A 24,776-nucleotide genomic window follows, 5' to 3' on the forward strand; every position below is an offset into this window, starting at 1 on the left:
TTTTCATAGGATTCTCAAGTATGGGTTCCAAAAAGAGGATCTGGAGTCTCTTTCAAAGCCTCACTTACCTGCTTAAGGTCTTCCTCCGTCAGAATCGCTTTTATCGCCGGGATTAAAACCCTGTTTTCTTTCTTTATGTGAGCCCTTTGCAACTCAACGTATTTTTGATATTCCGCCAACAGCTGATTGACCGGGATAACCTGATCCATAGCCAGAGCATTGAAGCGCTCTATCAAACTGGTGGTTAACTGACGTATTTCTTTATGTTCAGCCTCTACTTCTGCCATAAGATTGCGCTGGCTGGCATCAGTCAGTCTCGGACGGAGACGGGATAGCAATCGGGATTTCAGTGGGTGATGGAAGCTGTCCGGATAATTATGCAGGTAATCCAGAACATCGAGGATCAGTCAGACTTTGGGTGTACGCTGACTGTCATCTTTGTATCCGGCGTGATCCAAACAATCGAGCAGCCGCAAAAGGTGCTCATGATCCTTCACAAGTCTATTGATCGGCAGCGACATAGCACACTCCCTCCCTTGTTCTTCTTAATTATGAAATGCCAGCTCTGAAAGAAAACTTAAGGGATCTTCAAGACATTCAGACATTTCAGCCCGGGGCTCGAGAATAGACAGCCCTCTATGGAGTCAAGTGAATAAAAACCCTCTCACATTCTGAAAGCTGGATCTATTCTATTTACAGAATATTTCCGAAGGGTTGCTCCAATGCCTTATTTTGCCACTATTCAAGTCAACCTGCTCAACAACCATTTGAGCAGGTTCGCAGAATAACTGCAGTCAGCCGTAATCCAGAAGTTCTTGAGTCAAAGGAGTTGTTGGAGTTTTGCGACAGCCTCTTCATACGGAGACTGAATTCCCGTAACCTTAAAAAGGTAATGGTTTCACTCTGAACAATAAAAGTAATGAACTGTAAGGAGCCCTGACATGAGTGCTCAAATCAACCATTTCATCGCCGGCTTGCCCTCTGCACCCAGCGCACGACAGTTACCCGTTTTTAACCCTGCTACCGGACAGCAGGAAGCTTCTGTTTCTCTGGCCAGTGCCATGGAGGTCGAGGTTGCTATAGCCACAGCCAAACAGGCTTTTGAGCAATGGCGAAATGTCACCCCACTAAATCGCGCAAGACTTCTCTTCAAATACAGGGAACTGGTTGAAAGACACCGTAATGAGCTGGCTGAAATGCTGACCAGAGAACATGGAAAAGTTCTGGAAGATGCTCATGGCGATATTACCCGTGGATTGGAAGTCGTAGAATTCGCTTGTGGTATTCCTCACCTGCTGAAAGGGGAATACACAGAAAATGTGGGAACTGATGTGGATGCCTGGTCCGTCAGCCAACCCTTGGGCGTAGTGGCCGGAATCACACCTTTTAACTTCCCGGCCATGGTTCCCATGTGGATGTTCCCCCTGGCCATTGCCTGCGGTAACACGTTTATTCTCAAACCTTCAGAAAAAGACCCCTCAGTTCCTTTCCGTCTGGCCGAGTTGATGAAAGAAGCCGGTCTTCCCGATGGTGTTTTGAATGTGGTCAATGGTGATAAGGAAGCTGTTGATACTATCCTCGCCTCAAGGGATGTTCAGGCCGTCAGTTTTGTTGGCTCTACAGCTGTTGCTGAGTATATCTATCAGAAAGGCTGCCACCACGGAAAGCGCGTTCAGGCTCTGGGTGGAGCCAAAAACCACATGGTTATTATGCCAGATGCTGATCTTGATCAGGCCGTTGATGCACTGATAGGTGCTGCCTATGGTTCTGCGGGCGAACGCTGTATGGCTATTTCTGTTGCAGTTGCTGTGGGTGATGTAGCGGATGCACTGATTGAACGCCTGACTCCGAGAGTGAAAGCCTTGAAGGTGGGTAACGGTCTGATGTCTGGTATTGAACTGGGTCCACTCATCAGCCAGGAGCACCGCAGCAAGGTATCAGGTTATGTGGATGCCGGTATTGCCCAGGGTGCCAAACTGGTCGTGGACGGCAGAAATTTTTCCGTTGAGGGCCACGAAGAGGGTTACTTTCTGGGCGGCTGCCTGTTCGACAATGTTACCACCGATATGTCCATTTACCGGGAAGAGATATTCGGACCGGTACTGTCGATAGTACGAGTGCCTGATTATGAGACAGCGGTCACCCTGATCAATGATCATGAATACGGCAACGGTGCTGCCATATTCACTCGTGATGGCAACAGTGCCCGACAGTTTGCCCATGACATCCAGATCGGCATGGTCGGTATTAATGTACCCATTCCAGTCCCAATGTCATTCCACAGCTTTGGCGGCTGGAAGCGGTCTCTGTTTGGTCCACTGCATATGCACGGCATGGAAGGTGTGAAGTTTTATACACGTCGCAAAGCTATTACTTCTCGTTGGCCAATCGGAATCAGACCAGGCGCAGAGTTTGTCATTCCTACCATGAAATGAATAGCCACTGAACATTAGAAGCTGGCACACAGCAGAATCAGTTGTCAGAGACAACAGGAGCGGCCGGTCATCAAGATCTTCTTAAAAACATAGCAATATGGGGGATACCATCTTCCTCATAGATGTCACCTTCAGCTTTAAAGCCATAAGCGCCATAAAATGTTTGAAGGTGAGCCTGACCACTGAGATAAAGATCATACTCAGGAAAGAGTTCGGTGGCTTTTTCTACCGCTCGTTTCATCAACTCTTTGCCCAACCCGCCACCACGGTAAGAGTATGTAGTGATAACACGACCAATAGCCACAACAGATTCGGGGGAGGATGGGGGTATAATCCTCAGATAGGCCGCAAGATTATTTTCACCTTCCCTCCAGCCTGATAAGTGCAGACACCTTTGATCAACCCCATCCGCATCGTGATAAGGGCAATCCTGCTCAACGATAAAGACATCCTGACGGGCTTTAAGAATGCTATATACTTCCTGCCCGGTAAGTTCTTCAAACCTGGACCATTGCCAATTAATCAAACCCGAATCCAACCCAAAATCAATCAACCTGTGTGTGAATATCTATTCACTGTTAAGTAACGAGCTACCCAACAGAGTATCCTGCTCGCCGGACCATCTCTCAAGAATTAAAAACAAAAAACTCTGGCTTCCAAAAGCAAACCAGAGTTTTCGGTTCAGATAACCTTAAATCAGATTTCAGACAGCATTTCAGCAGCAGATCTGTAGGTCAGGTTTTGTACCTGAGCAACGCTCTCACAGGTCACTATGCCTTTGCAGACGTTAAGACCTTCCAGCAGGTGTGAATTATCCTCAAGAGCTTTACGAGTCCCCTTATTGGCAATGTCCAGAACATATGGCAGCGTTGCATTTGTCAGTGCCACTGTAGAAGTTCTTGCCACGGCACCTGGCATGTTGGCCACACAGTAGTGAACAACACCATCCACGATGAAGGTAGGATCATCATGGGTGGTGGGTCTGGACGTTTCAACACAACCACCCTGATCAATAGCAACATCAACAATAACAGAGCCACGCTTCATTCTGCTGACAAGATCTCTGGTCACCAATTTGGGTGCGGCAGCACCTGGCAGCAGAACTCCGCCTACCAGCAGATCAGCTGTCAGTACATGCTCTTCAATAGAATGATGAGTAGAAAACACGGTTTTAATACGGTTGCCATAGCGGGCGTCAAGCTGTCTGAGAGTGTCCACAGAGCGATCCAGAATAACAGCGTCTGCCCCCATGCCAACAGCCATAGCTGCAGCATTTTGACCAACAACACCGCCACCGATAATGACAACCTTCGCAGGATCTACACCCGGAACACCGCCCATGAGTACGCCACGACCTGACTGGGACTTCTCGAGACAGTGGGCGCCAGCCTGAATAGACATACGACCAGCGACTTCTGACATGGGTGCCAGCAAAGGCAGACGACCATTAGCATCTGTTACAGTCTCATAAGCAATGCAGGTAGCTCCTGATTCAATCAGATCCTGAGTTTGAGGAACGTCTGGCGCCAGATGAAGGTAAGTAAAGAGAGTATGGTGAGGACGCAGCCTTGCTCTTTCAATAGCCTGAGGTTCCTTGACCTTAACAATCAGCTCAGCCTTTTTGAAAACTGCCTCGGCACTTTTAACAACAGTAGCTCCGGCATTCTCATAACAATCATCGGTGAAACCAATACCTGCTCCGGCATTCATTTCAACCATAACTTCATGTCCCTGTGCCACGAGTTCCTTAACTGCAGCGGGTGTCAACCCGACTCGATACTCATGATTTTTTATTTCTTTCGGCACACCTACCAGCATATATTCCCCCAGCCCAAGCTTTATCTACGCTTATAAACTAGTATAAGACCCTCGGTTTAGTGAATTATTTTTATTTGAAATTTTTTTCAGAATATTCAACCAAAAAAACTAACACTACAAATAAAATCACCAACTCCAGAAATTTTCAGGCAATCAACTGCCTCACCGCAAGCGAAGAGGAAAAAGACTCCCAGGGGTTAGTCAATAGAAACAATAAAGAGGCTTTAAAGATTGGAGAAAGCACGTACCAAGTCAAAGAAACGAAACATATTGCTGCTATTCTGGTTTCGAATTTCAGTGAGACCTTTGTTCGACCAGAACCTGGAATGGATGATCTGGATAGTAGAGAGTCACTTTATGGAGCCAATAGTTGGAGGCTAACGTGCCCGACACCATTTTTATGCTTGAATATCTCAACCGGGTTGGCGTAGACATCAAGCAGTTTGCTGATCAGAAAGCCCTGACGGCGGAATACTTCAGAAGAATTTACAGAGTCGACCCCAGAGAAAAGATCATTGACCGTGATGGAAAGCCCATTGGTAAAGCCAGCAATCCAAGACATCTGCACTGATTTCTGGTTTATTACTCAGAAAAACGCCACAACTTGTAAAGAAACGCTTGAGACATAGCTTTTCTATCTTGCTTGGCTATAAAATGCCCCTATGAATATTATCATCTGGATGCTACTTGGAGCAGCTTTTGCCTGGTACTGGGCTGATACAACAAAAGCAAGAGAGATCGCGATCATGCATGGCAGACGTGCCTGCAAGGAAATGAACTTACAGCTTCTTGATGGGACAGTGGTTCGTTATTCTACACGTTTCAAGCGCAGTCCAGACGGTCAGATGCGCCTTGCCAGAGATTTCAGTTTTGAATTTACACCCGATGGGATTCAGCGTTACCCGGGTCATATACGCTTGCTCGGTCAATACTTGCAGGTAGTGAATTTGCAATACACTAACCCTGAAGAACAGCAAACTTCGAATCTGATCATGTCTACAGAGTATTCAGAGGATACTCAGCCCAAGAATAACAACCCATCTGATGCAGTTGATCTGACAAACTACCAGGACACGAAGCCCTAGTACATCGTTTTAGCCCAAACATTCAGACCCAATATACAAATGATTAACGAGCCGATGGCAATTTCTGTCCTGTGATAGAATTTGCCAGCCCCCTTTGAACCGAGGTTAAAACAAATGGCCCATGCCAAAGATCTGAAGAAAGGTCAGATTGTTCAAATTGAAAACCAGTATTGTATCGTTCGACAGCAGGAAACCAAGAGTCCGTCCGCTCGCGGTGCCTCAACCCTCTACAAGTTTCGTTTCAGCTCCATTCCCGATGGCCAAAAGCTGGAGATGACCTGCACAGGTGACGATCAGTTTGCTGATGTCGACTTACTCCGCCGAACAGTTTCGCTTCTCTATCGTGAAGGTGATGAATTTACCTTTATGGACAGTGAGGACTACAGCCAATATCTGGTTAACTCAAGCACCATTCAAGAGCAACTTCCCTATATGTCTGATGGCATGGAAGGACTGATCGCTCTCTTGGTCGATGGTCAGCTACTGGCTATTGAACTACCGTCATCTATCGCTCTGGAAATTATTGATACCTCTCCCGCGATTAAAGGTGCTTCTGCTGCTGCTCGAACCAAAACAGCACGATTGACTACCGGTCTTGAAGTTCAGGTTCCAGAATACCTGAGTACCGGAGAAATCATCAAGATTAATACAGAGACAGGCAAATTCATGTCCAGAGCATAAAGTCGGATCATACCTTTTTGGCTCTTCAAACCTTCTGCGATTTAAACCTTCAACAGTGCACTTGAGTGCGCTGTTAAAAACGATCGCCATTGGAGTCAATACATTCGCTCGGTCACCTAATGTCAGGGCATTATGACCAGATAGTATTGGTCATTCACAGCCCAGAGCCTGCAAAAGGGTCAAGATAGCAACCCCGTGGCCGATAAGGTCAGATACCAGAGTTTTCTTGTAGATTTCATAGTTCAAGGAAAAAACCAGTAATAAGTGAAATAAATACGAAGGAATATAACTAACTATATGGTCCCAATACACAACGAATGGATAACGAGGTGTTTTTCTCTTTTTGTACCATTCATCACGGCCATCCTGAGAAATTATTTCACAATATAATAACGAAAAAACATATATATTATGTCGCTATATTGAGCAGGAAATTCAAGGCACTTCAGCCTGAACATGCTTAACTGAATAGTAGGGGTTTTTCTATTGCCAGCATGTCGTATAGACTGGCAATATAATTTGGATGGAAGCGCATTCAGCGCTAACTAAGGGTTAGCACCATGGATGGAAGCAAATCTTTAAACAGCTCTAGTGCATGTTGCAAATGGGGGTCGTGCTTTTTCATGACTTTGTTCCCGGTTGTAGCACTGTCGGACTCGGAAGGTCATTATCTTTCAGGGTCCCCTCATTACAGCACTGTCTACTCTCGTGATGTTTCGATGATTGACCCGTTCTCCACCATAACTACTAAGCGATCAAAAAACGTCAATAGAATGCCTGAGTTGTCTATCCGGGAAAAATCCAAAGTAAACCAGAAAAAAGTCAGCTCTTTTGTATACAAAGCTGTTAGCGATCCCAAAAAGCTGGCCGAACAGGCTGCCGCCAGTGCTGCATTTCTCGGGCTTGACTACATTGGTGTTGCCAGACCCATCAAAGAAGGCATGGACTTCATCAAGGAAAAAACACAGTTCGAATTCGGCGACTGTGGTAAGGTCCAATTCAGCAGTAACGTCAAAGCAGAAACCTGCATGTTCGATAATTCTACAATTGAGCTCAATTCTGATTATGATCTGGATTCTTTCACTGTTAACTTCAAATGGCAGATCTAATTAAAGGGTTATGATTTGTAGCCAAAGCTCTAACTGACTCAGGAACTTCTTCCAAGCAGTGCCTTCCCGGTATAATCCCGTTAGAATCCCTGTCCAGATATTCTGGCCTGAGGTTTCACCTTGAACACACATCGACAATACGCTCAGTTCTTGCGTCAACTGCATAAACTTCCAGCCTGGAAGCTCGTAGCAGTCACAACTGCTGTCTGTGAAAGAAGCTGGCCCAACTTTGCCCTGTTTGCCGAACTGACAGAGTTTGGACTTCCCGAAGACGTTCGACACTCTCTTAATATGCTCTGGGATAACGTCGCAGGCTATCAATCAGCCAAAAACTTTGAGCGTCTTCTGGAGAAGCTTGAGCCGAATGTACCCGACCTTGATGAGTGGGAGATGTTTGGCGCCATTCCAGCTTACGACAGTGTTATCAGTACGATATGTGCCGTTAACTGTGCTATGGAACCTGATGCTGGAGAGACAGCCAGTGCCTTGACACTCTCACTGAGCACCATTGGTAAATTCGTTAAGTATACAGAAGCTGAAGAGCTTAAAGGGACTGAACTCCAACAGTATGTTGAGCAGCATGAGCTTTATCAGCAACAGATTGCGTTTATTAAAGAACTGCTGGATCAAATCAGCAGAAGCAAGCAAAGCCCCGATGTTATGAAACAGATCAGGGCTTTGGCCAGGAATGAAGGAATCAGCCACATTGGTATCAGTCTTGAGTGATTTATCATTTCGAATTACTGATGATATCTTTCAGCAATGTATATATTTTACTCTGAGAGTTCGACATCGTATCAAAGTTCTGATTGTAAGTAGTCATCGCACGCTGCAACTGGACAGTCTGCAACTGGTTACTCCCCGTCAGATTTTCTTTTGCCGCGTTCAGTGATGTCTTCAGCGAAGCCCATTCCTCTGGTGTGAGCTGGCCTTTTCCACTGGCGTCAGTGTAATTGATCTTCAGCAGATTACTGAGAACATCACGCTCTTCCTGAGTCAATGCTGGCATACCACCAGTCACTTCATTAGTAAAACTATTCTGGAAGGCGACTTTACGGGCTGCATAGCCACTGAGAGTTTGACTGGAATCGTTCGGGTCCTTACGAGACATCTGGTTGGTATTCACTCCGTCAAACTCCCAGGAATGAAGCCCACCCGCCTCAAGTAGAACATAACCATCGTTACTGGCAGCATCCAGGGCGGTGCCATTGAGATTTGGTGTACCTATAACAGGCTTTGCCGTATTCAAGTCAGTTACTGTAAGCCCCTGATTGCCTCTGGTGATGGTGATTCCGGTGATATCCGCGAGACCTCCTGACAAATTGGAAGGATCAAAGGGAGTTCCGGGAGCAGATGTTTGAAAAGTAATCTCAGTACCATCATCCAACACCATAGTCATATCATTCATAACCGGAATGCCCACCTGTTTGGCATCCGATATGGAGCCCTTGGCAACCGGCACCAGTGCCTGGTTTTGATAATTGAGTTGATTGCCTTCAGCATCCACCAGAGTGAAGGTAGTTTTGCCATTAGCATCCGGCTGAATAGCAATACCATAACCATTATCCAGTACAATGTTATTACCGTTAGTGGTCCAGGTCGTCTGCTTGTATTGACTGGTGCCATACTGGGCTATGTTGGATTTGTTGATCAGAGTATTGACGTTACCCAATAGCTTATTAGAAGTTTCTATCTCACTGAGAAGTCTGCGGACTTCTGAGTCCAGCATGTTCCCGCGCTCAAGGTAGACAGCCGAGACAAAGTCCTGCTGACTGAGCTTGGAAGAATCAACAACATTAACATTATTATTACTGTTAACTCCATTAACGGTAGCCATGAAAAACCGCCCCTGTCATCCACATGAATATTCAGTAAAAAAACACTGTTTTCTGCCCGATCCGGCCGTTCTGTTCGGACCATCAGACAAATCCGGTCCGATGCCTTCTGCCGGAGGATCCTGATTTTGTCTTAGGTTTCAGCAGTCGATTAGCCATTCTGAGTTCTTTTCGTTTCAGTGATGCTTCTTGAGAAAGGTCACTCTTCAGCTCATCATTGAACTTGATCAGCTCCTGACGGGCTTTATGCTTGAAATGGGTGGGCCAGGCATCGCTATTGATAAACTCACGGAGTTTCTTTTTATCCATACCAACAGAATCCATAAAGTCTTTCTGTTGGTTAATGCCTGCTTTGGCGGTCTTTACTGCAGCTTCGGATTCCTGCTGAACAAGCCAGGACGATTTCTTAAGCTTGGTGACATCAATCAATCTGATACGGGAGGCCATAGGGTTCTCTCCTTTTAGCGAAGTAAGCGGCCATTTACTCACCAGTCAATGGCCCATTATCGCTTTGGCACTTTGTATTCTTTCCAGCTCAACCTTACTTTCCGATGACATCAGCCAGTTCTTCTTATTTCAGTGTAGACATAGAATTCACCGGCGATAGAATGAGTAGCCCTATTCGCTGGAGTGAAGTATGGATATAGACAGTTTTGAAAGCCTGATGATGAAAGCCCTCCTGACAGCTCTGGTGTTGTTCATGGGTTTCATTGTTTACGATCTGGCTAAAAAGTCGAAAGCGGGAAAGTTTGGTACATTTATTCTTTTTGGCGCTTTATGCCTAGGTGTACTGGGGTTTATCCTGAAAGGTGTTTTGATGAAAACGATTGGTGGTTAAGGCCTTTTGCCTGACTCTGCGACGATTGAACACGCACTTACCACTCAAAACAGCGTAATCCTGTCGAACGTTTGCAGAGTCTCGCCCATTATTCAGATTAGACTTCAGGGCTTTTGTTCTGTCTCAATCACTTTATAATATCAGCCAAAGCCAATGAGACTGAGCCCGATGTCAGGTCGCCCCCTCCACCCCCCCGGTTCTCCCGAGAAGAAAACAGAAAAGACTCCCGCTCCCCGACTGATTCTGTTTAACAAGCCTTTCAATGTACTGACTCAATTCACCGATTCAGAAGGGCGCCCTACGCTTAAGGATTACCTGCCCATTCCAGGTGTTTATCCTGCTGGTCGCCTGGACAGGGATAGTGAAGGGCTGGTGCTACTCACTAACAATGGACAGATTCAACATCAGGTCAGTTCTCCCCTTCACAAGATGGATAAAACCTACTGGGTTCAGGTGGAAGGCATACCCAATGAACGGGCATTGGAGAAACTGAGAAAAGGCATAGAGTTCAAAGACGGCAAGACACTTCCTGCAAAAGCCAGAATCGTAGAGGCTCCAGCAGTCTGGCCAAGGACACCGCCCATAAGGGAAAGAAAGTTCATCCCTGACTGCTGGTTGGAGCTGACTATTCGAGAGGGACGAAACAGACAAGTTCGACGCATGACCGCAGCAGTTGGCCACCCTACCCTGAGACTAATACGATACCGTATAGGTGATTGGGCACTGGACGAACTCAAACCGGGAAACTGGTGCGAGATAGAGATACCAGATGCTTTAAAGGTACAATTAAAACAAAACAGTATTACCAGAAATCGTTCCAGCGCCAATAAACTGGCTCGAAAAGGTTTTACAAAACGTCATAGAAAATAAATATCTGATCATTTTCAGGAATCGACAGGAAGGACAGCTTGATAGCATTATTCAAGACTCATTACACAAAACTGGCCCGGACTGCCCTCCTGCTGGCCATGGCATCTATTGTGGTTTTGTCCCTATTGCCAATAGAAAAAGTCCCCCTCAGTGCTGTAAACGATAAGCTTCAACATCTTGCAGCTTTTCTGCTGTTAGCTTTTCTGATGGATGCCAGCTTTCCAAACCAGCCATTCAACTTATGGAAAGTCAGTGGTTTAATGGCCTACGGCTTTCTCATTGAATTGCTGCAATTACAAACGGAATATCGCTTTTTTTCACTGGCTGACCTGATGGCTGACCTGGCCGGAACAGGTCTGTACTTTTTCACTATTCCTGTCTGGAAGCGCATACCGCTGATCAACTGGCGCTGGTCTCTAACGTAAATGCTGAGCGAGGAGTCTTCAGCTTTGCCAGCGCTTCAATTCATTGCGGCGTTCTCCCTGATTTCTGGCAGATGCCGGTCATAACTTGCGCTTATTGTCCAGAGGTATCCTGATCGTTACTTCAAGACCAGGGTGGGCATTTCTGGCGCAGATTGACCCATCGTGATTGGCTATAGCACCCATTGCTATGGCAGTCCCCAGTCCAAATCCATCATTCTCCTTGCCTCGGGTTTCATCCACCCTGAAGAAAGGTTCGAACATGGACTCCAGCACCTCTTCAGGAACACCCGGACCTTTGTCCCGTACTTTGATGATCACATTTCGCCGAAATTGTTCCAGTGTCACTTCAACGTTACTGCCTTGCGGAGTAAATCGGATGGCATTACGAATGATGTTTTCAGCGGCGCTGCTCAGCCAGTCACGCACTCCAACAATCTCAACAGGCTGGCTCTTAATCAGATCAACACCTTTATTCTGCGCCTGAGCTTCAAAATTGCCGTCATCCACCAATTCCTTGATAAGCTGCTCCAGATTGACCTGCTCACAGGCCACTTTACTCAGACCATGCTGAATACGGGAGAAACGAATAATCTCACCAATCAGCTCATCAAGGCGCTCAATTTCCCTCTCTATACGCCCATGTTCTGCCTCAGCTTCTGGCGTTTTTCTTCGAGCCAGCGCCAGAGAAATCTGCAACCGGGTTAACGGGGAACGTAACTCATGAGAGACGTTTCTGAGTAAGATTTCCTTGTTATTGATCAGCGTCTCTAACTGCTCTGCCATGTGATCAAAGTCGCGGGCAAATTCTCCCAGCTCGTCGCCTCTTTGTCGAACAGTGGCTTCCACCCGGGCAGAGAGCTCTCCTTTCGCCAACTTTCTGGAGGTTATCTGCAATCGCCTGATGGGGACTACCAGATAGCGCGCCAGCATGATGCAGAGCAGAAAACTGACCGCCAGAGCAATGATGACCAGATGCCATTGCTGAGAAAGTACTTTGGTCACTCGCCAGTGAACCAGTCTGGGCATTTCCTTGGTCAGAAACAGATCATAAGGCACTCGTCCAATCCAGACTTTCCTGGGGCCTACAACTACCACTCCACTTCTGAAAGTAATGGTAGGCTCAGTGCGATCATGGGTTCGATCATAAGCGGACATCAGTTCGTCCGGAATGGCTCTTCTACCCATCACTTCACCGGCAGGATCAAAAAGGTAAAAATAACTTCCGCTGAACTGAGGGAAAGGAGTGTGGGGAGCCCAACCAGAAGCCATGCGTTCGACTTTTCTGGAAACGATCTCCAGTTCACGAAACAGCTCTCTGCGTTCTGACAGAAAATCCGAGGGATTCACCGTTATGGCCACCGCTATAACCATGGCAGCCATCATCGACAACATGGTAAGCCAGAACCACAGGAACAACTTCCAGAACAGACGCTGAAATGGCCAGACCAACATTCTCCGGACTTGTTTAATCATGGTCGTATATAGAAGTAGCCGGCACCACGGACGGTTTTAATTCTGGGTGAGCCATCCGGTCGTGTGCCAATTTTCTTGCGTACATTGCTCACATGCATATCAATCGCGCGATCATAAAGTGTCAGACGACGGTTCAATGCGATTTGGGTCAGTTCATCTCTGGAGATCAATTCGCCAGCTTTTTCAATCAGTGCCTTGAGAACCATAAACTCAGTGGCCGTCAGCTCAAGCAGTGTTTCACCCATCTTGGCTTCACGGTTTGCCAGATTGAGAGTGATATCATCAATAGAAAGGACTTTATTACCGACCTCGGTCCCCGGTGACCTTCCCCTTCTCAGAATGGCCTTGATCCTGGCTACCAGTTCGCGGTGGTTATAGGGCTTGGGCAGATAATCATCCGCTCCGATTTCCAGCCCAATGATGCGATCTACATCATCGCCACGAGCCGTTAACATCAATACCGGGATATCAGACGTCTGACGGATTTTTTTCAGGACTTCGAAACCGTTCAGTTTTGGCAGGGTAACATCGAGCAATACCAGCTGATACTCGCCAGAGAGGGCAGCATGGGCACCTGACTCACCATCATGAACTGCATTGACAGAGTACCCTTCTGTGGCCAGGTACTCAATCAACAATTCACAGAGTTCAATATCATCATCTATCAACAGAAGCTCTAGATTTTCATTACTCATTGGCAGCTCCTCAATAAAAAAAGACCCCGCAGGGGCAAGGCGGGGTTAAAGGTACAGCACAGGGCACAAAATTTACAGAGAGTCTGTCAGCTGACTTATCCAACACGACCCCGGAAAGCGTCACGAAACAACAAATTGTCTTGTTGCAAACAAACAGAGCTCAACATTCCGGAAGACCTTCGTTTCAATCGCCCCCTTCTTTGTTGAAAAACTTCAGCGTTTAAACAATGGCCACAGTGTATTGAAGCCCGTATATACACTGGGGTTAGAGTCAGTAAGCACTCTGTAAAAAGATTTACTCGCATCTGAAGTAAGCGTCCTGTAAACAAATGCTTTATTTTTAATTTAGTGGTAGGAATCAGCCTTTAGCTGAGTACAATACTCACTACTTTTCCAGCACGAGTATGCTCAGCTCTGCAAAATACTGCGCCAACTATAGAAAAACGGGTGACTTTGAGTATAAACGCTCAATAATTAATGTTTATATTCACCTTCTCCGGCACTCAATGGTGGCGGTTGCACAGAATAAAAGACAGGTGAAAACTAACTGTAATCATGCCTGAATAAACTCTTGTGCAAGCAGCTAAGACTATTTACAGACTAGACTTGCCGGTGTATTGCCTGGCGGAGAGATCTCCTGACCGGCACACTCATACCACAAGACTCTGACCGTGGGCTGGAAATCTGAACTTGAGACTCTTTCTCTCGGAGCCATCGATGAAATCAATCATCAGAAATAGACAACGCCCCCTGCTCCCTTTCGGCTTGCTTGTCGCATCTCTGTTAGCCTTGTCAGGCTGTAATCAAGAGCAGGAACAAAGAAAAATGCCTCCCCCTGCTGTTTCAGTTATCAGTGTTACGGAGCAGCCTGTTGGCGATTACAAAGAATATGTCGCTCGTACAGAAGCTGTTAATACTGTCGACCTGAGAGCGAGAGTAGAAGGCTTTCTCGCAAAGAGAGACTTCATTGAAGGGCAAACCGTCGAGAAAGATCAGCTGCTATTCGTTATAGACCCGAAACCGTATATCGCCAACCTTAAAAAGGCCGAAGCTGATCTGGCCAGTGCTAACGCAGAGTTGAACAAGTCGAAAAAAGACCTTCAACGCAGCAAGGATCTTCATAAAAAAGGCTATATCAGTCAGGCTGATCTGGACACCCAGACCAGCAAAGAAGCTCAGGCAGAAGCCTCTGTTCAAGCTGCTGAAGCGCAGCTGGATACTGCCAAACTGGATCTTAGCTACACCAAAATCATAGCCCCCTTTAAAGGTCAGATCGGCCGCACCAATTACAGCGTGGGTAACCTGGTAGGTCCCAATAGTGAACCTCTGGCAACTCTGAATTCGATTGACCCTATCTATGTCAACTTCCAGGTCGACGAACAACTATTCATCAGCCGCTTGCAGGAAAGTTCTGGCAGCCGGACATCCGAAAAGCAGGACTTTGAAATGAGCCTGCGTTTACCCAATGGCAGCGATTACGATCACAAGGGCACCTTCAATTTCGCAGACACCAGAGTCGATGAAACCACGGGAACCCTAACCCTGCGGGCTGAATTCCCGAATCCTCAGGGCATCATAGTTCCGGGCCTTTACGTCACCCTGATCGTGGAAGGCAAGAACAAAACCGAACATCCGATCATCCCGCAGTCTGCCGTTCAGGAAAACCAATCGGGCCGCTTTGTATTGGTCGTAGATGCTAATAACGCAGTTGAAACCCGTCAGGTAGAACTTGGACGTCGCCTGGGGCCAATGTGGGTTGTAGACTCTGGACTTAAAGCCGGTGAAAAAATCATCGTTGAAGGCCTCCAGAAAGTTCGTCCGGGTGTCAAGGTCACTCCCACCAGCGTCACAATTGATCCAGAGACAGGCGGAATTGAAGCCCAGCCAAAGTCTGATCAAGAGCAGGGCAGCCAGGCTAACAAACAAGGGTAACTGCGATGATCAGTCAGTTTTTTATTCACAGGCCCAAGTTTGCCTTTGTTCTATCGATCGTCATAACCCTGGTGGGTATGATTTCCATGCTGACCCTGCCTGTGGCTCAGTTTCCTGAAATCACCCCTCCCCAGGTTAACATCAGTGCGGTATTCCCGGGAGCCGATGCAGAAACCATAGAAGAAGCCGTCATCCGACCGATTGAAGAACAGGTCAACGGTGTAGAGGACATGATCTATATCAACTCTTCTGCTGGTAACGATGGCAGCGCCAGCATCACCGTGACCTTTGATTCCGGTGTCGATCAGGATATGGCTCTGGTAAACGTCCAGAACCGTGTTGCTGTAGCTGAACCATCACTTCCCGAAGACGTGAGAAGAACGGGGGTGACGGTCAGCAAAAAGTCTTCAAGCATGCTGTTGGGCATCAACCTGGTTTCCAATAAGAGTGAGTACGACGGCGTTTACCTCAATAATTACGCCAACAATTACCTGAAAGAACCCATGGCTCGTATTGACGGGGTCGCTTCCGCCGACATTTTGGGTTCACTGGTTTATAGCATGCGTATCTGGCTTGATCCTGAACGCATGGCATCTCTTGATATCACAACCTCAGACGTATCCAACGCACTGAATGAGCAAAACGTTATTGTTGCAGCCGGTAAGCTGGGTCAGGCGCCAAACCAGCCAGACCAGCAGTTCACTTACACCATAAAAACCCAGGGACGTCTGAGCAACCCTGAGGAATTCGGCAACGTCATTATCAAGGCCGACCCTGATGGCTCCTATGTTCGCATCAAGGATATCGCCCGGGTTGAAATGGGTTCCCAGAGTTACGATGGTGTTGCCAAGTTTAACAATGATGACACGGCTTTCCTGGTTATCTATCAGCAGCCTGATGCCAACGCTATGGATGTGGCGAAAGGTGTAAAAATGACCATGGAAGAGCTGTCTGCCCGTATGCCGGAAGGTATCGAGTATGAAATCAAGTTCGATACAACCCAGTTTATTGATCAGTCCATCAAGGAAGTAATCATCACTTTGCTCCAGGCAGTCGCTCTGGTGGTATTGGTTGTATTCCTGTTCCTGCAAAACTGGCGGGCAACACTGATCCCCGCAATCGCAATACCGGTCTCCCTGATTGGTACCTTCGCTATCATGAAAGCTCTCGGGTTTTCCATTAACACTATTACGCTTTTCGGCCTGGTGTTGGCGATAGGGGTGGTCGTGGACGACGCCATTGTTGTTATTGAAAACGTTGAGCGATTAATCACCAGGGAAGGGATGAGCCCGACTGAAGCCACCAGTCAGGCCATGAAGGAAGTATCGGGTCCTATTGTGGCGACCACCCTGGTATTGCTGGCGGTATTTGTACCTGTAGGCTTTATGCCGGGTATTACCGGTGGACTTTATTCACAGTTTGCGGTCACCATATCGGTAGCCGTTGTAATCTCTTCCATCAACGCTCTGACATTAAGTCCGGCCCTGTGTGCCACTTTGCTGAAAAAAGGCAAGATGGGACACATCAACTGGCTGGTTCCTCTTGATAACTTTATCAAGCGACTGACCGGCGGCTACAAGAGCTGGGTTACCCTGTTGATTAGAAGAAGCATTCTGGGAATTGGACTGTTTGCAATCATGATGGCCTCCACCGGCTTCCTGTTCAACAGCACGCCCTCCGGTTTTGTTCCGGATGAGGATCAGGGATTCTTCGTGGTTGATGTTCAGCTTCCTGACGCAGCGTCCCTGAACAGAACCGAAGCCACTATGGAGAACATCACCAACATCATTCGAACCGAACCCGATGTAGACAGTGTTATCAGTGTTTCCGGCTTCAGCATCATGGGTGGATCCAACTCCAACAACGCCATGGCTATCGTTGTCCTCAACGACTGGAAAGATCGCCCGGACCCTCTACAACACCAGCAGGCGGTACTGAGAAAGATACAGGGCAAGCTCTGGACGTTACCGGAAGCCCAGGTCATGGCGTTTGCCTTCCCGCCCATTCCAGGCCTTGGATCTTCAGGTGGTTTTGACTTCAGGCTTCAGGATACGCTTGGCCGCACCCCTCAGGAGCTTGGTCAGGTGTTGAATGGGCTGATCTATCAGGCAAACCAGCGCCCCGAAATGACTCAGGTATTCAGTACTTTCCGTGCTAATGTGCCTCAATACTTCCTCGAAGTAGATCGCAACAAGGCTAAGGCACAGGGTATTCCGCTGTCTGAAATTTTCATGACCCTGCAAACCCAGCTGGGCTCCCTGTATGTCAATGACTTCAGTAAATTCGGTAGAACCTACCAGGTTAAGCTTCAGGCAGAAAGCGAGTATCGCGCCAATCCTTCAGACCTGAGCAAGTTCTTTGTCAGAAACCTGAATAACCAGATGGTGCCTCTGACTACCGTTGCCTCATTGAAACCGATTCTCGGCCCCAGCAGCATTGACCATTACAACCTGTACCGCTCAGCCAGCATAAGTGGCAAGGCTAATCAGGGTTTTAGTTCCGGTGATGCTATCACAGCCATGGAAGATCTGGCCAAAACATTGCCCGATGGCTACACCTTCGAGTGGTCTGGACAGTCACTGCAGGAAATTGAAGCCGGTAGTCTGGCTCCACTGCTATTTGCCCTGGCATTCCTGTTTGTCTACCTGTTCCTGGTGGCACAGTATGAAAGCTGGACCATGCCGCTGGCAATCATCGTGGCAGTGCCCATAGCGGCTTTCGGTGCCATTGTCGGAATCAACCTGTTCCGGTTATTGATACCCTCGATGGCCAATGATATCTACGCCCAGATAGGTATGGTGCTATTGATTGGTATTGCTGCAAAGACGGCGATTCTTATCGTAGAATTTGCCATGGTTCAAAGACAGTCAGGCAAGAGTATCTTCGATGCTGCCATCAACGCTGCCGAACTGCGCTTTCGCGCCGTATTGATGACAGCCCTGTCTTTCGTACTTGGGGTACTACCTCTGGTATTTGCCAGTGGTGCCGGTGCTGCCAGCCGAAGGATAATTGGTACGACAGTAATGTCTGGAATGATCGCTGCCACCCTGTTCGGCACGATAATGATCCCATTGTTCTATTATCTCCTGCAAAAAATGCGTGAGCATTTTGATTCAGATAAAGCGAACAGCTGATCAACATAAAGCCCCTGTCTAAAGGGGCTTTTTTGTGTCCAGCCTGCCTCTCGCTACCGTGCGCCAGCTTGAGAACCAGAGTTTTTTGCTCCCACTTGCATGAGGTAATCTATCCTTCCTCTCTGAATGCCAGAATGCTAGAACAGAATTATTAAACACTCACTCTTTGTAGCGGCGCTTTGGCTGCTGCTGTCGATGTCTATCGTCTGTCAGGCTCAACCGTTGACAGGTTTTTTTGTTGTCGAGCTTGAACCGAATGCAGTTTTTCCAAACCAGAGCCTTTCTATAAAGCGTAACCGGCACACATGGCCTTGCAGCCCATCATACATTTCCGACACAAACGACTGTACAGAACAAGATTCGCCGCCTGATATCAAACAACACATACCTGACATTTACGGGATGCCCCCTACCCTTATTGAGTTGATAGCGCAGCAATGTTTTTTCACCGCTCCTCTGCTGATTGCCTACCAACTGATCCTGACAACCAAAGATTCTCCTTCAGGCTCGAATCCCTATTCATGGCTCCCCTTAAAAGTGGTTATCACTGTCTGTTGGCTTTTAAAAAGCGATTGGACCCCCGATTCACCTCTGTTTAAACCGATTAAACTACAAGAGGTCAGCCAGAAACATTCGTTTGCGACCATCACTATGATGTTTGGCTCTGGAGATAACCAGCAATCACAACAGTCATCAGAATCATCCATTCAGACAGTATCGGAAGCCAGGACCCTCCCTGCAGGCTCTTTCACTAACCCCGTGAACTCTGACTCTGGCGGCGGTAACGGAGATCCTCAACAACACCTGCACACTTTCGGTTTAAATTGTTTCATCCTTCCCTGTCATGGCGTTTGTCAATTCCGAAGATCACCCGACAGCGGATTGCCCAGTGGATGGCCACTGAAATCGGCAGAAAGTTCAGCAGTCCAGAAGGGAGCAGGACAGAGCACATGCCCCGATCCAGTCAATAAACACAACCATAACCGTATAGATCGCTTTAATTTTCTACAGACTCTATATTCCCAGCAAAACTGGCTTTTCCAAATATTGAGTAATCCTGCCATTCAACTCCAATGTACTTCTGTTCAACCTTCTCAGACACAGTTCGATCAGATGCAACCCCGTGGCCTTAACAACAACCGGGCAAGTAGCTGCAAGCTAGCATACTCCATGAGTTCTGGGTCAACAGACAGTCACTCAACCGGGCCAGTCAGAAATGACGCCCAAGTACTTGAGAAATTTCCTGTCTCCAATGATGACTTGATTGTAATCAACGGGTTACTCAATTTAGGTAATCAAATCCTTCTCGAAAAAATCGGGACCTCTTGTGCCTTTACCGACTTCACATCCTCACTGGGAACTTCAGAAACACCACAAAAAACAACAGAATCACCCCAATGGGTTCAAAGCCCAACTCAGCTTATTCAGATAGGTTCAATAAAGGCGCCGACAGCATCTTGTAAAATTATATTCGCGACATCAAACCAAAAAACCTCTCAAGCTGGCGAACCTGAATTGGCTCGGACTTCACCTTCAGGTTATCTTCCCCCCAATGGTTCCACCCGTTGTCAACAAGACTGGCCTAATCCCATAAGGAGAAACGGTGGCGGGCAACAAATCTGCGCAGTGACTTTGGTCGGGAAGGATGGCCAGACACGGCCATGTGGGGTGATCTTCAAGAATGCCCGATCTCTATCCTCGCACAAGAGCAGATACCACAGCGGGCAAAAAACCTGTGACCTGACAGAAGTCGGAAAGGATGGCCAGCTGCTGCCATGCGAAAAGGTCTTTAATCATTCTCAAGCCCTGGCGGCTCACAAAGCCAGAGCCCACATCAGACAACAAACCTGTGGCGTAACCTTAGTCAGAGAAGATGGCCAGCTGCAAAGATGCGGAACAGTCTGCGAGGATGCCAGAGCCCTGATATCTCACAAAAGAAGCGCTCACAAAGGACAACAAAAAATCTGCGATAAGACAGTCATCGGAGAGGATGGCCAGCCGCGACCATGCGGAAAAGTCTGTAATAATTCAATGGCCCTGTCGTATCACAAAAGAAAATACCACACCGGGCTACGAACCTGTGACGTGACCGTGATCGGCGAGGATGGCCGACAGCAGTCATGCGGGAAAGTCTGCAGAAGTACTCAAGACCTGATTGAGCACAAAAACAAAGAACACACCGGCCAACAAATCTGCTACGTGCGCCTGATCGGAGAAGATGGTCAACTGCAGCAATGCGGAAAGGTCTTCAGGAATATTCCATCGCTATCAGTTCATAAAAGCAAAATCCACAGCAAACAAAAAACTTGTGATGAAACCGTGATCACAGAGGATGGTCGGTCCTGGCCATGCAGGGTGATCTGCAAGAATGATCAAATCCTGATGGATCACAAAAGAGGACATCGTAAGCGCAAATCTGTTGATGTGGAGCAAAACAATGACCTCACTCCTGAAAAAGCTAAACGAAGTTTTCAAAGCCATTAAGCTGGTGTAATAATTGACAGATTGATCCGGAAGTTTCTTAAAGCCTCAAGCTCCTCAATCAAGTCAAAACGGCTTTATGATCAATGATCGCAAAGACTCAACGTATTTCACGAAACCAGAACTGCGGGAGCTTCTCTGGAAGAAAGGGAATGCTCCTGGTAAAGAGAACAAGGAGCTTCAGGTTTGAAAAGATCTGATCATTCCAGAACATCTCTTCCCATCGCAGCATGGATACTCCCATCCATTCTGTTGGCTGGCTGTGCCAATCCTCTGGAATCAATCAGCTGTTACTACCAGCCTGTCAGGGGAACGATGCTGATTAATGAAGTGAAGGGAGACCTTGCTGAACTGGACTTCTTTCCCGATACAAAGCAGGATCTGGTATGGTTCAGGAAGCACGATATTGAACCTGAAGGTCTTGTGATGCCTATCAGCAATGTTGGGCGAGCGCCAAAACCTTCTAGCCGTCACAAGGCGATTGTTAATATCCTTACTTCAGGCAGCTGCTCACCCTATATTGTTTATCAGGGAGAACCTGTTCTGGCGCAATGAGAACAGGAATTATCCCCTGCCTTTCACTTCAACCGTTCACCAGGAAGTGGGTTGCAATACTGGCGGCATATCCCAGGGCAATGGCCCAGCTCCACTTCAAATGGCCCAGGAAGGTATATTGGCCTTTGGCCGTTCCCATCAGACCGACGCCTGCAGCGGAGCCTATTGACAGTAAACTGCCGCCTACCCCTGCGGTCAGGGTAATCAGCAGCCACTGGAATGTATCCATTTCAGGGTTCATTCCCAGAATGGCAAACATGACTGGAATGTTATCCAGAATCGCAGAGAAGACTCCGGCTGCAATGTTCGTCCAGGTGGCACCTATACCGGTGTACATGCTTTCGGAAATCAGCTCCAGGTAACCCAGATAACGCAAGCCCCCTACAGAGAAAATGACACCAAAAAAGAACAGCAGGGTGTCCCACTCGGCGTGGGCAATCCGTTTGAAAATATCCAGATCTTCTTTTTTCTCGTCGTCCATCGAAGGCATAATCTGACTGGCGGTCAGCCCTTTCAATCGCAGGAAATAGGTATAGAACATCAACAGCGAAAGTCCGGTCATCATGCCCATAAAAGGGGGCAGTCCGAAGAAGCTCTCAAAACAAACGGCCAGTACAATCGTGATCAGGAACAGCACACAGATAGCCCACCCACCCCGGCGAATACCTGAATGGTCTTCGAGGGCCGCCGGGCGACCATTATCAATAAAGAAATTCATGATGGTCGCCGGGATAATAAAATTCACAACCGAGGGAATAAATAAAGTAAAGAATGTGAAAAACTCAACCTTGTCAGCCTGCCAAACCATCAACGTTGTGATATCACCAAAAGGACTGAAAGCTCCACCGGCATTGGACGCTACAACCACATTGATCATTGCCAGGGTGACAAAAGCAGGGTTTCCCTGTCCGACGGACATAATGACGGCACCCATCAACAGAGCCGTCGTCAGGTTATCGGCAATCGGTGAAATAAAGAAGGCCAGCACTCCGGTTACCCAGAAGAGTTGACGATAACTGAACCCCTTTCGGATCAGCCAACTGCGAAGTGAATCGAATACCTGACGCTCTTCCATGGCATTGATGTAGGTCATCGCCACCAGCAGAAACAAGAACATGGCCGAATATTCTTCCAGGTCATGCATGACCGCTCTGGATAAGCTTTCGTGGGATACTCCCTCTCCGACGGCCAGCCAGGCAATGAGGGCCCAGATGATACCGGCAGCCAGAATGACCGGTTTTGACTTACTGAGATGTAACTTCTCTTCCGCCATCACGGCAATATAAGCCAGAGTAAAAATGACAATACACAACCAGGCGATGGGGTGAGTTGTCATCCTCAACAACTCCTCTGCCGCAAAAGAGTTCTGCGGAAGAGCAAACAAACCTGCCCCGGCAAGCAGGGAAGGCCTTCTCAGTCCAGAGAAATTCACTATGATTTCCTTTAATTTTTAAATGAGTCAGGGTCCAAAAACGCGCAAATGATACTGATTGAATAACGATAAGCCAACCGCCTGTGAGATCCAATTTGAGCCAGCCCAACTCATTTCAGTGGATTCCTGTCTAATAAATCGACACCCTGACTATTTACTTTCGATATAAAATATTTTTTGTGAAATCTGCTCAGACATGCAGGGTATGAAGCGTCGGTTAAAGAGTAGAAACAGATTACAATCGACTTTTATATACAATTTTCATCTTACTATTTAGGCCTGAGGGCACAGCACTCTGAAATAATCCATATACACTTGGGCGTAGTCTCTTTAATTACGACTTTTCTAACCTTCGTGCGGGGACGTGAAGATGAGCATCGCCCGGAAACTGCACATGTTTCTAAACCAACATAATGCGGAATACGAACTTGTTTCCCACCCATACTCAGAAAGAGCGATGAATACGGCACACTCCGCCTGTATTCCCGTCAAGAATATGACGAAAGCTGTCGTTCTCAGGGACAACAGGGGTTATGTCATCGCTGTCATGCCCTCAATGAACAAACTCATGCTGCGCTGGATCAACGCCAAGCTGGATCGACATCTGAATCTGGTTTCAGAACAGGAATTGAAACACCTTTTCCCGGACTGTGAGGATGGTTCGATTCCTGCTATCGGCACTGCTTATGGCATGACCACCTGCTGGGATGACGAATTGAATTCATTACAGGACCTGTATCTGGAGTCTGGTAACCACAGGGAGCTGATTCATATGAACCGTAATCAGTTCAAGGCATTGCTTCAGGGAGAAACCCATGCTGCCATCAGTTGCGACCCAGACGAAATGGAAGCCTATTGCAACTGAAAAAACAGCTGAGGGTCGATAACCGCTGAAGACTCTATAGCCAGTGACGGCTCTCTTCAGCGGGTCATTTTTTTTACAAAAACCACCACAAAAAGTGCCAGCGTGAAGCTGCCAATAAAGGCCTCAATGGCTGCAAACAATCTTGAAAGACCCACGGGAGCCAGATCTCCGTAGCCCAGTGTGGTAAAGGTCACGACACTGAAGTAAAGTGCCTCCAGCCAATTAATCAGATTATTATAAAAAGGCTGGCCCGACTGGTACTGAACCATTGTCCCGCTATCCTCAATACCCAAAAAGAAATAAAAAAGGGAAAAGAAGACAATAAATGACACTGAAAACAGAACCACTCTTTCGGGCTTTTCGCCATAGCCGCTGAGCAGATCGACAATCTTTGAAACCACCCTCTGCCGGGAGATGAGGGGAAACCGGTATCGGTTGAAGGTCCTTTCCCGGTAAAAAAACTCACCAGCATTATGAAACAGTCCCTGCGCTTCACAATGTTTGCGAATATTTCTGGCTACTTCTTCAGCCTCCTCAAATAACTCGCTGGACTGGCGTTTATCGCCTTCCCGGCTGGCCTGATGAGCTTTTTCTTCCTGCAGAAAAGTATCACCAAAATCAACATGCTCAATTCGGGCCGACTTAAAATTAACACCCAGAAGGTTTGCTCCTATTAAACGGGTACGATGTAGATTTGCACCACTTAAGTCCGCTTTCAGTAAATTACAACCGGAAAGGTCTGCTCGATAAAGATGAGCTTTAACAAGGCTGCAACGACTCAAGTCACTACTGATCAAGTGATAGACTTCACCCTCAGGAGAGACAAGATTCAGATTATCGAGATGAGCGCCTTTCAGATAAAACCCCTCCATCATGGTACTTTTATGAGCCCGCTCTTCCAATAATGCTCTGACATCGGCACCGGATTTATCAACGTCCCTGTCATGCCAAAAGCAATAGTCACTGCCTTCTAAAGCCGGCTCACTACAGGGGCCGGATCGCTCGCCAATATAACGGCATTGATGGTCATCTTTAATCGGCATGACAAAATAGCCCAACCTTTTTCAATAAGTGCTCCATACTGTGTCGGCAAAATAATCAGAAGTGTTTACC

General features: G+C 47.3%; 23 protein-coding genes. 14 read left to right on the forward strand and 9 right to left on the reverse strand.

Annotated features, from left to right (window positions below; genetic code table 11):
- Positions 1 to 14 precede the first annotated feature (14 nt).
- Complete coding sequence (locus tag ACO6V5_RS11935; protein WP_422492203.1) at positions 15 to 407, reverse strand: hemerythrin domain-containing protein; 393 nt, start codon at positions 405 to 407, stop codon at positions 15 to 17.
- Between the two features lie 534 nt (positions 408 to 941).
- Here ACO6V5_RS11935 and ACO6V5_RS11940 point away from each other — a divergent pair.
- Positions 942 to 2,435 carry a CoA-acylating methylmalonate-semialdehyde dehydrogenase gene (locus tag ACO6V5_RS11940; RefSeq protein WP_422132857.1) on the forward strand — a complete coding sequence of 498 codons (1,494 nt, stop codon included), beginning with the start codon at positions 942 to 944 and terminating at the stop codon, positions 2,433 to 2,435.
- Between the two features lie 70 nt (positions 2,436 to 2,505).
- On the opposite strand, the gene ACO6V5_RS11945 is transcribed toward ACO6V5_RS11940, so the two are convergent.
- Positions 2,506 to 2,961, reverse strand: coding sequence for a GNAT family N-acetyltransferase (locus ACO6V5_RS11945; protein ID WP_422132856.1), 456 nt, complete (start codon positions 2,959 to 2,961; stop codon positions 2,506 to 2,508).
- A gap of 170 nt (positions 2,962 to 3,131) precedes the next feature.
- Positions 3,132 to 4,253 carry an alanine dehydrogenase gene (gene ald / locus ACO6V5_RS11950; RefSeq protein ID WP_422137400.1) on the reverse strand — a complete coding sequence of 374 codons (1,122 nt, stop codon included), beginning with the start codon at positions 4,251 to 4,253 and terminating at the stop codon, positions 3,132 to 3,134.
- 382 nt (positions 4,254 to 4,635) lie between these two features.
- Between ald and ACO6V5_RS11955 the strand changes: the two genes are divergently transcribed.
- The 5 genes from ACO6V5_RS11955 to ACO6V5_RS11975 all read left to right on the forward strand — a co-directional run bounded on the left by ACO6V5_RS11955 (position 4,636) and on the right by ACO6V5_RS11975 (position 7,854).
- Complete coding sequence (locus ACO6V5_RS11955) at positions 4,636 to 4,824, forward strand: hypothetical protein (RefSeq protein WP_422408867.1); 189 nt, start codon at positions 4,636 to 4,638, stop codon at positions 4,822 to 4,824.
- A 91-nt stretch (positions 4,825 to 4,915) separates the two neighbouring features.
- Positions 4,916 to 5,338 (forward strand): DUF3301 domain-containing protein, encoded by a 423-nt coding sequence (locus tag ACO6V5_RS11960; RefSeq protein WP_422132853.1) that lies wholly within the window; start codon positions 4,916 to 4,918, stop codon positions 5,336 to 5,338.
- A 114-nt stretch (positions 5,339 to 5,452) separates the two neighbouring features.
- Positions 5,453 to 6,019 (forward strand): elongation factor P-like protein YeiP, encoded by a 567-nt coding sequence (gene yeiP / locus ACO6V5_RS11965; protein WP_422132852.1) that lies wholly within the window; start codon positions 5,453 to 5,455, stop codon positions 6,017 to 6,019.
- A gap of 623 nt (positions 6,020 to 6,642) precedes the next feature.
- On the forward strand, positions 6,643 to 7,128 hold the full coding sequence (locus ACO6V5_RS11970; RefSeq protein ID WP_422132851.1) for a hypothetical protein: 486 nt from the start codon (positions 6,643 to 6,645) through the stop codon (positions 7,126 to 7,128).
- Positions 7,129 to 7,248: 120 nt separating this feature from the next.
- Entirely contained in the window at positions 7,249 to 7,854 is a 606-nt protein-coding gene (locus ACO6V5_RS11975) for a DUF416 family protein (protein WP_422132850.1), read from the forward strand.
- Positions 7,855 to 7,858: 4 nt separating this feature from the next.
- Here the strand turns inward: ACO6V5_RS11975 and ACO6V5_RS11980 are convergent, their stop codons facing one another.
- Complete coding sequence (locus ACO6V5_RS11980) at positions 7,859 to 8,965, reverse strand: hypothetical protein (RefSeq protein WP_422132849.1); 1,107 nt, start codon at positions 8,963 to 8,965, stop codon at positions 7,859 to 7,861.
- Positions 8,966 to 9,047: 82 nt separating this feature from the next.
- Positions 9,048 to 9,410: a hypothetical protein gene (locus tag ACO6V5_RS11985; protein ID WP_422132848.1), complete on the reverse strand. Its 363-nt coding sequence runs from the start codon at positions 9,408 to 9,410 to the stop codon at positions 9,048 to 9,050.
- A gap of 190 nt (positions 9,411 to 9,600) precedes the next feature.
- Between ACO6V5_RS11985 and ACO6V5_RS11990 the strand changes: the two genes are divergently transcribed.
- The 3 genes from ACO6V5_RS11990 to ACO6V5_RS12000 all read left to right on the forward strand — a co-directional run bounded on the left by ACO6V5_RS11990 (position 9,601) and on the right by ACO6V5_RS12000 (position 11,096).
- Complete coding sequence (locus ACO6V5_RS11990) at positions 9,601 to 9,801, forward strand: DUF2788 domain-containing protein (protein WP_422408863.1); 201 nt, start codon at positions 9,601 to 9,603, stop codon at positions 9,799 to 9,801.
- A 168-nt stretch (positions 9,802 to 9,969) separates the two neighbouring features.
- Positions 9,970 to 10,671, forward strand: coding sequence for a pseudouridine synthase (locus tag ACO6V5_RS11995; RefSeq protein WP_422408861.1), 702 nt, complete (start codon positions 9,970 to 9,972; stop codon positions 10,669 to 10,671).
- Positions 10,672 to 10,709: 38 nt separating this feature from the next.
- Positions 10,710 to 11,096, forward strand: coding sequence for a VanZ family protein (locus ACO6V5_RS12000; protein ID WP_422132845.1), 387 nt, complete (start codon positions 10,710 to 10,712; stop codon positions 11,094 to 11,096).
- Between the two features lie 78 nt (positions 11,097 to 11,174).
- On the opposite strand, the gene ACO6V5_RS12005 is transcribed toward ACO6V5_RS12000, so the two are convergent.
- Positions 11,175 to 12,548, reverse strand: coding sequence for an ATP-binding protein (locus ACO6V5_RS12005; RefSeq protein WP_422492112.1), 1,374 nt, complete (start codon positions 12,546 to 12,548; stop codon positions 11,175 to 11,177).
- 17 nt (positions 12,549 to 12,565) lie between these two features.
- On the reverse strand, positions 12,566 to 13,264 hold the full coding sequence (locus ACO6V5_RS12010) for a response regulator (RefSeq protein WP_422132843.1): 699 nt from the start codon (positions 13,262 to 13,264) through the stop codon (positions 12,566 to 12,568).
- Positions 13,265 to 13,981: 717 nt separating this feature from the next.
- On the opposite strand from ACO6V5_RS12010, the gene ACO6V5_RS12015 reads away from it, so the two are divergent.
- The 4 genes from ACO6V5_RS12015 (at position 13,982) to ACO6V5_RS12030 (ending at position 21,366) form a co-directional block, all read left to right on the forward strand.
- Entirely contained in the window at positions 13,982 to 15,196 is a 1,215-nt protein-coding gene (locus tag ACO6V5_RS12015; protein ID WP_422132842.1) for an efflux RND transporter periplasmic adaptor subunit, read from the forward strand.
- A 5-nt stretch (positions 15,197 to 15,201) separates the two neighbouring features.
- Positions 15,202 to 18,330: an efflux RND transporter permease subunit gene (locus ACO6V5_RS12020; RefSeq protein ID WP_422132841.1), complete on the forward strand. Its 3,129-nt coding sequence runs from the start codon at positions 15,202 to 15,204 to the stop codon at positions 18,328 to 18,330.
- A 195-nt stretch (positions 18,331 to 18,525) separates the two neighbouring features.
- On the forward strand, positions 18,526 to 20,814 hold the full coding sequence (locus ACO6V5_RS12025) for a hypothetical protein (protein ID WP_422137396.1): 2,289 nt from the start codon (positions 18,526 to 18,528) through the stop codon (positions 20,812 to 20,814).
- Positions 20,815 to 20,997: 183 nt separating this feature from the next.
- Entirely contained in the window at positions 20,998 to 21,366 is a 369-nt protein-coding gene (locus tag ACO6V5_RS12030; protein ID WP_422132839.1) for a hypothetical protein, read from the forward strand.
- Positions 21,367 to 21,394: 28 nt separating this feature from the next.
- Here ACO6V5_RS12030 and nhaD read toward each other — a convergent pair whose 3' ends face one another.
- Complete coding sequence (gene nhaD / locus ACO6V5_RS12035) at positions 21,395 to 22,702, reverse strand: sodium:proton antiporter NhaD (RefSeq protein WP_422132838.1); 1,308 nt, start codon at positions 22,700 to 22,702, stop codon at positions 21,395 to 21,397.
- A gap of 490 nt (positions 22,703 to 23,192) precedes the next feature.
- On the opposite strand from nhaD, the gene ACO6V5_RS12040 reads away from it, so the two are divergent.
- Positions 23,193 to 23,663 (forward strand): aminoacyl-tRNA deacylase, encoded by a 471-nt coding sequence (locus ACO6V5_RS12040; RefSeq protein WP_422132837.1) that lies wholly within the window; start codon positions 23,193 to 23,195, stop codon positions 23,661 to 23,663.
- 56 nt (positions 23,664 to 23,719) lie between these two features.
- Here ACO6V5_RS12040 and ACO6V5_RS12045 read toward each other — a convergent pair whose 3' ends face one another.
- The gene (locus tag ACO6V5_RS12045) at positions 23,720 to 24,706 is read right to left on the reverse strand and encodes a pentapeptide repeat-containing protein (protein ID WP_422408855.1); all 987 of its coding nucleotides are present in this window, start codon (positions 24,704 to 24,706) and stop codon (positions 23,720 to 23,722) included.
- Positions 24,707 to 24,776: the final 70 nt, after the last annotated feature.

The organism is Endozoicomonas sp. ALD068, assembly GCF_049310145.1.
Lineage (GTDB): Bacteria > Pseudomonadota > Gammaproteobacteria > Pseudomonadales > Endozoicomonadaceae > Endozoicomonas_A.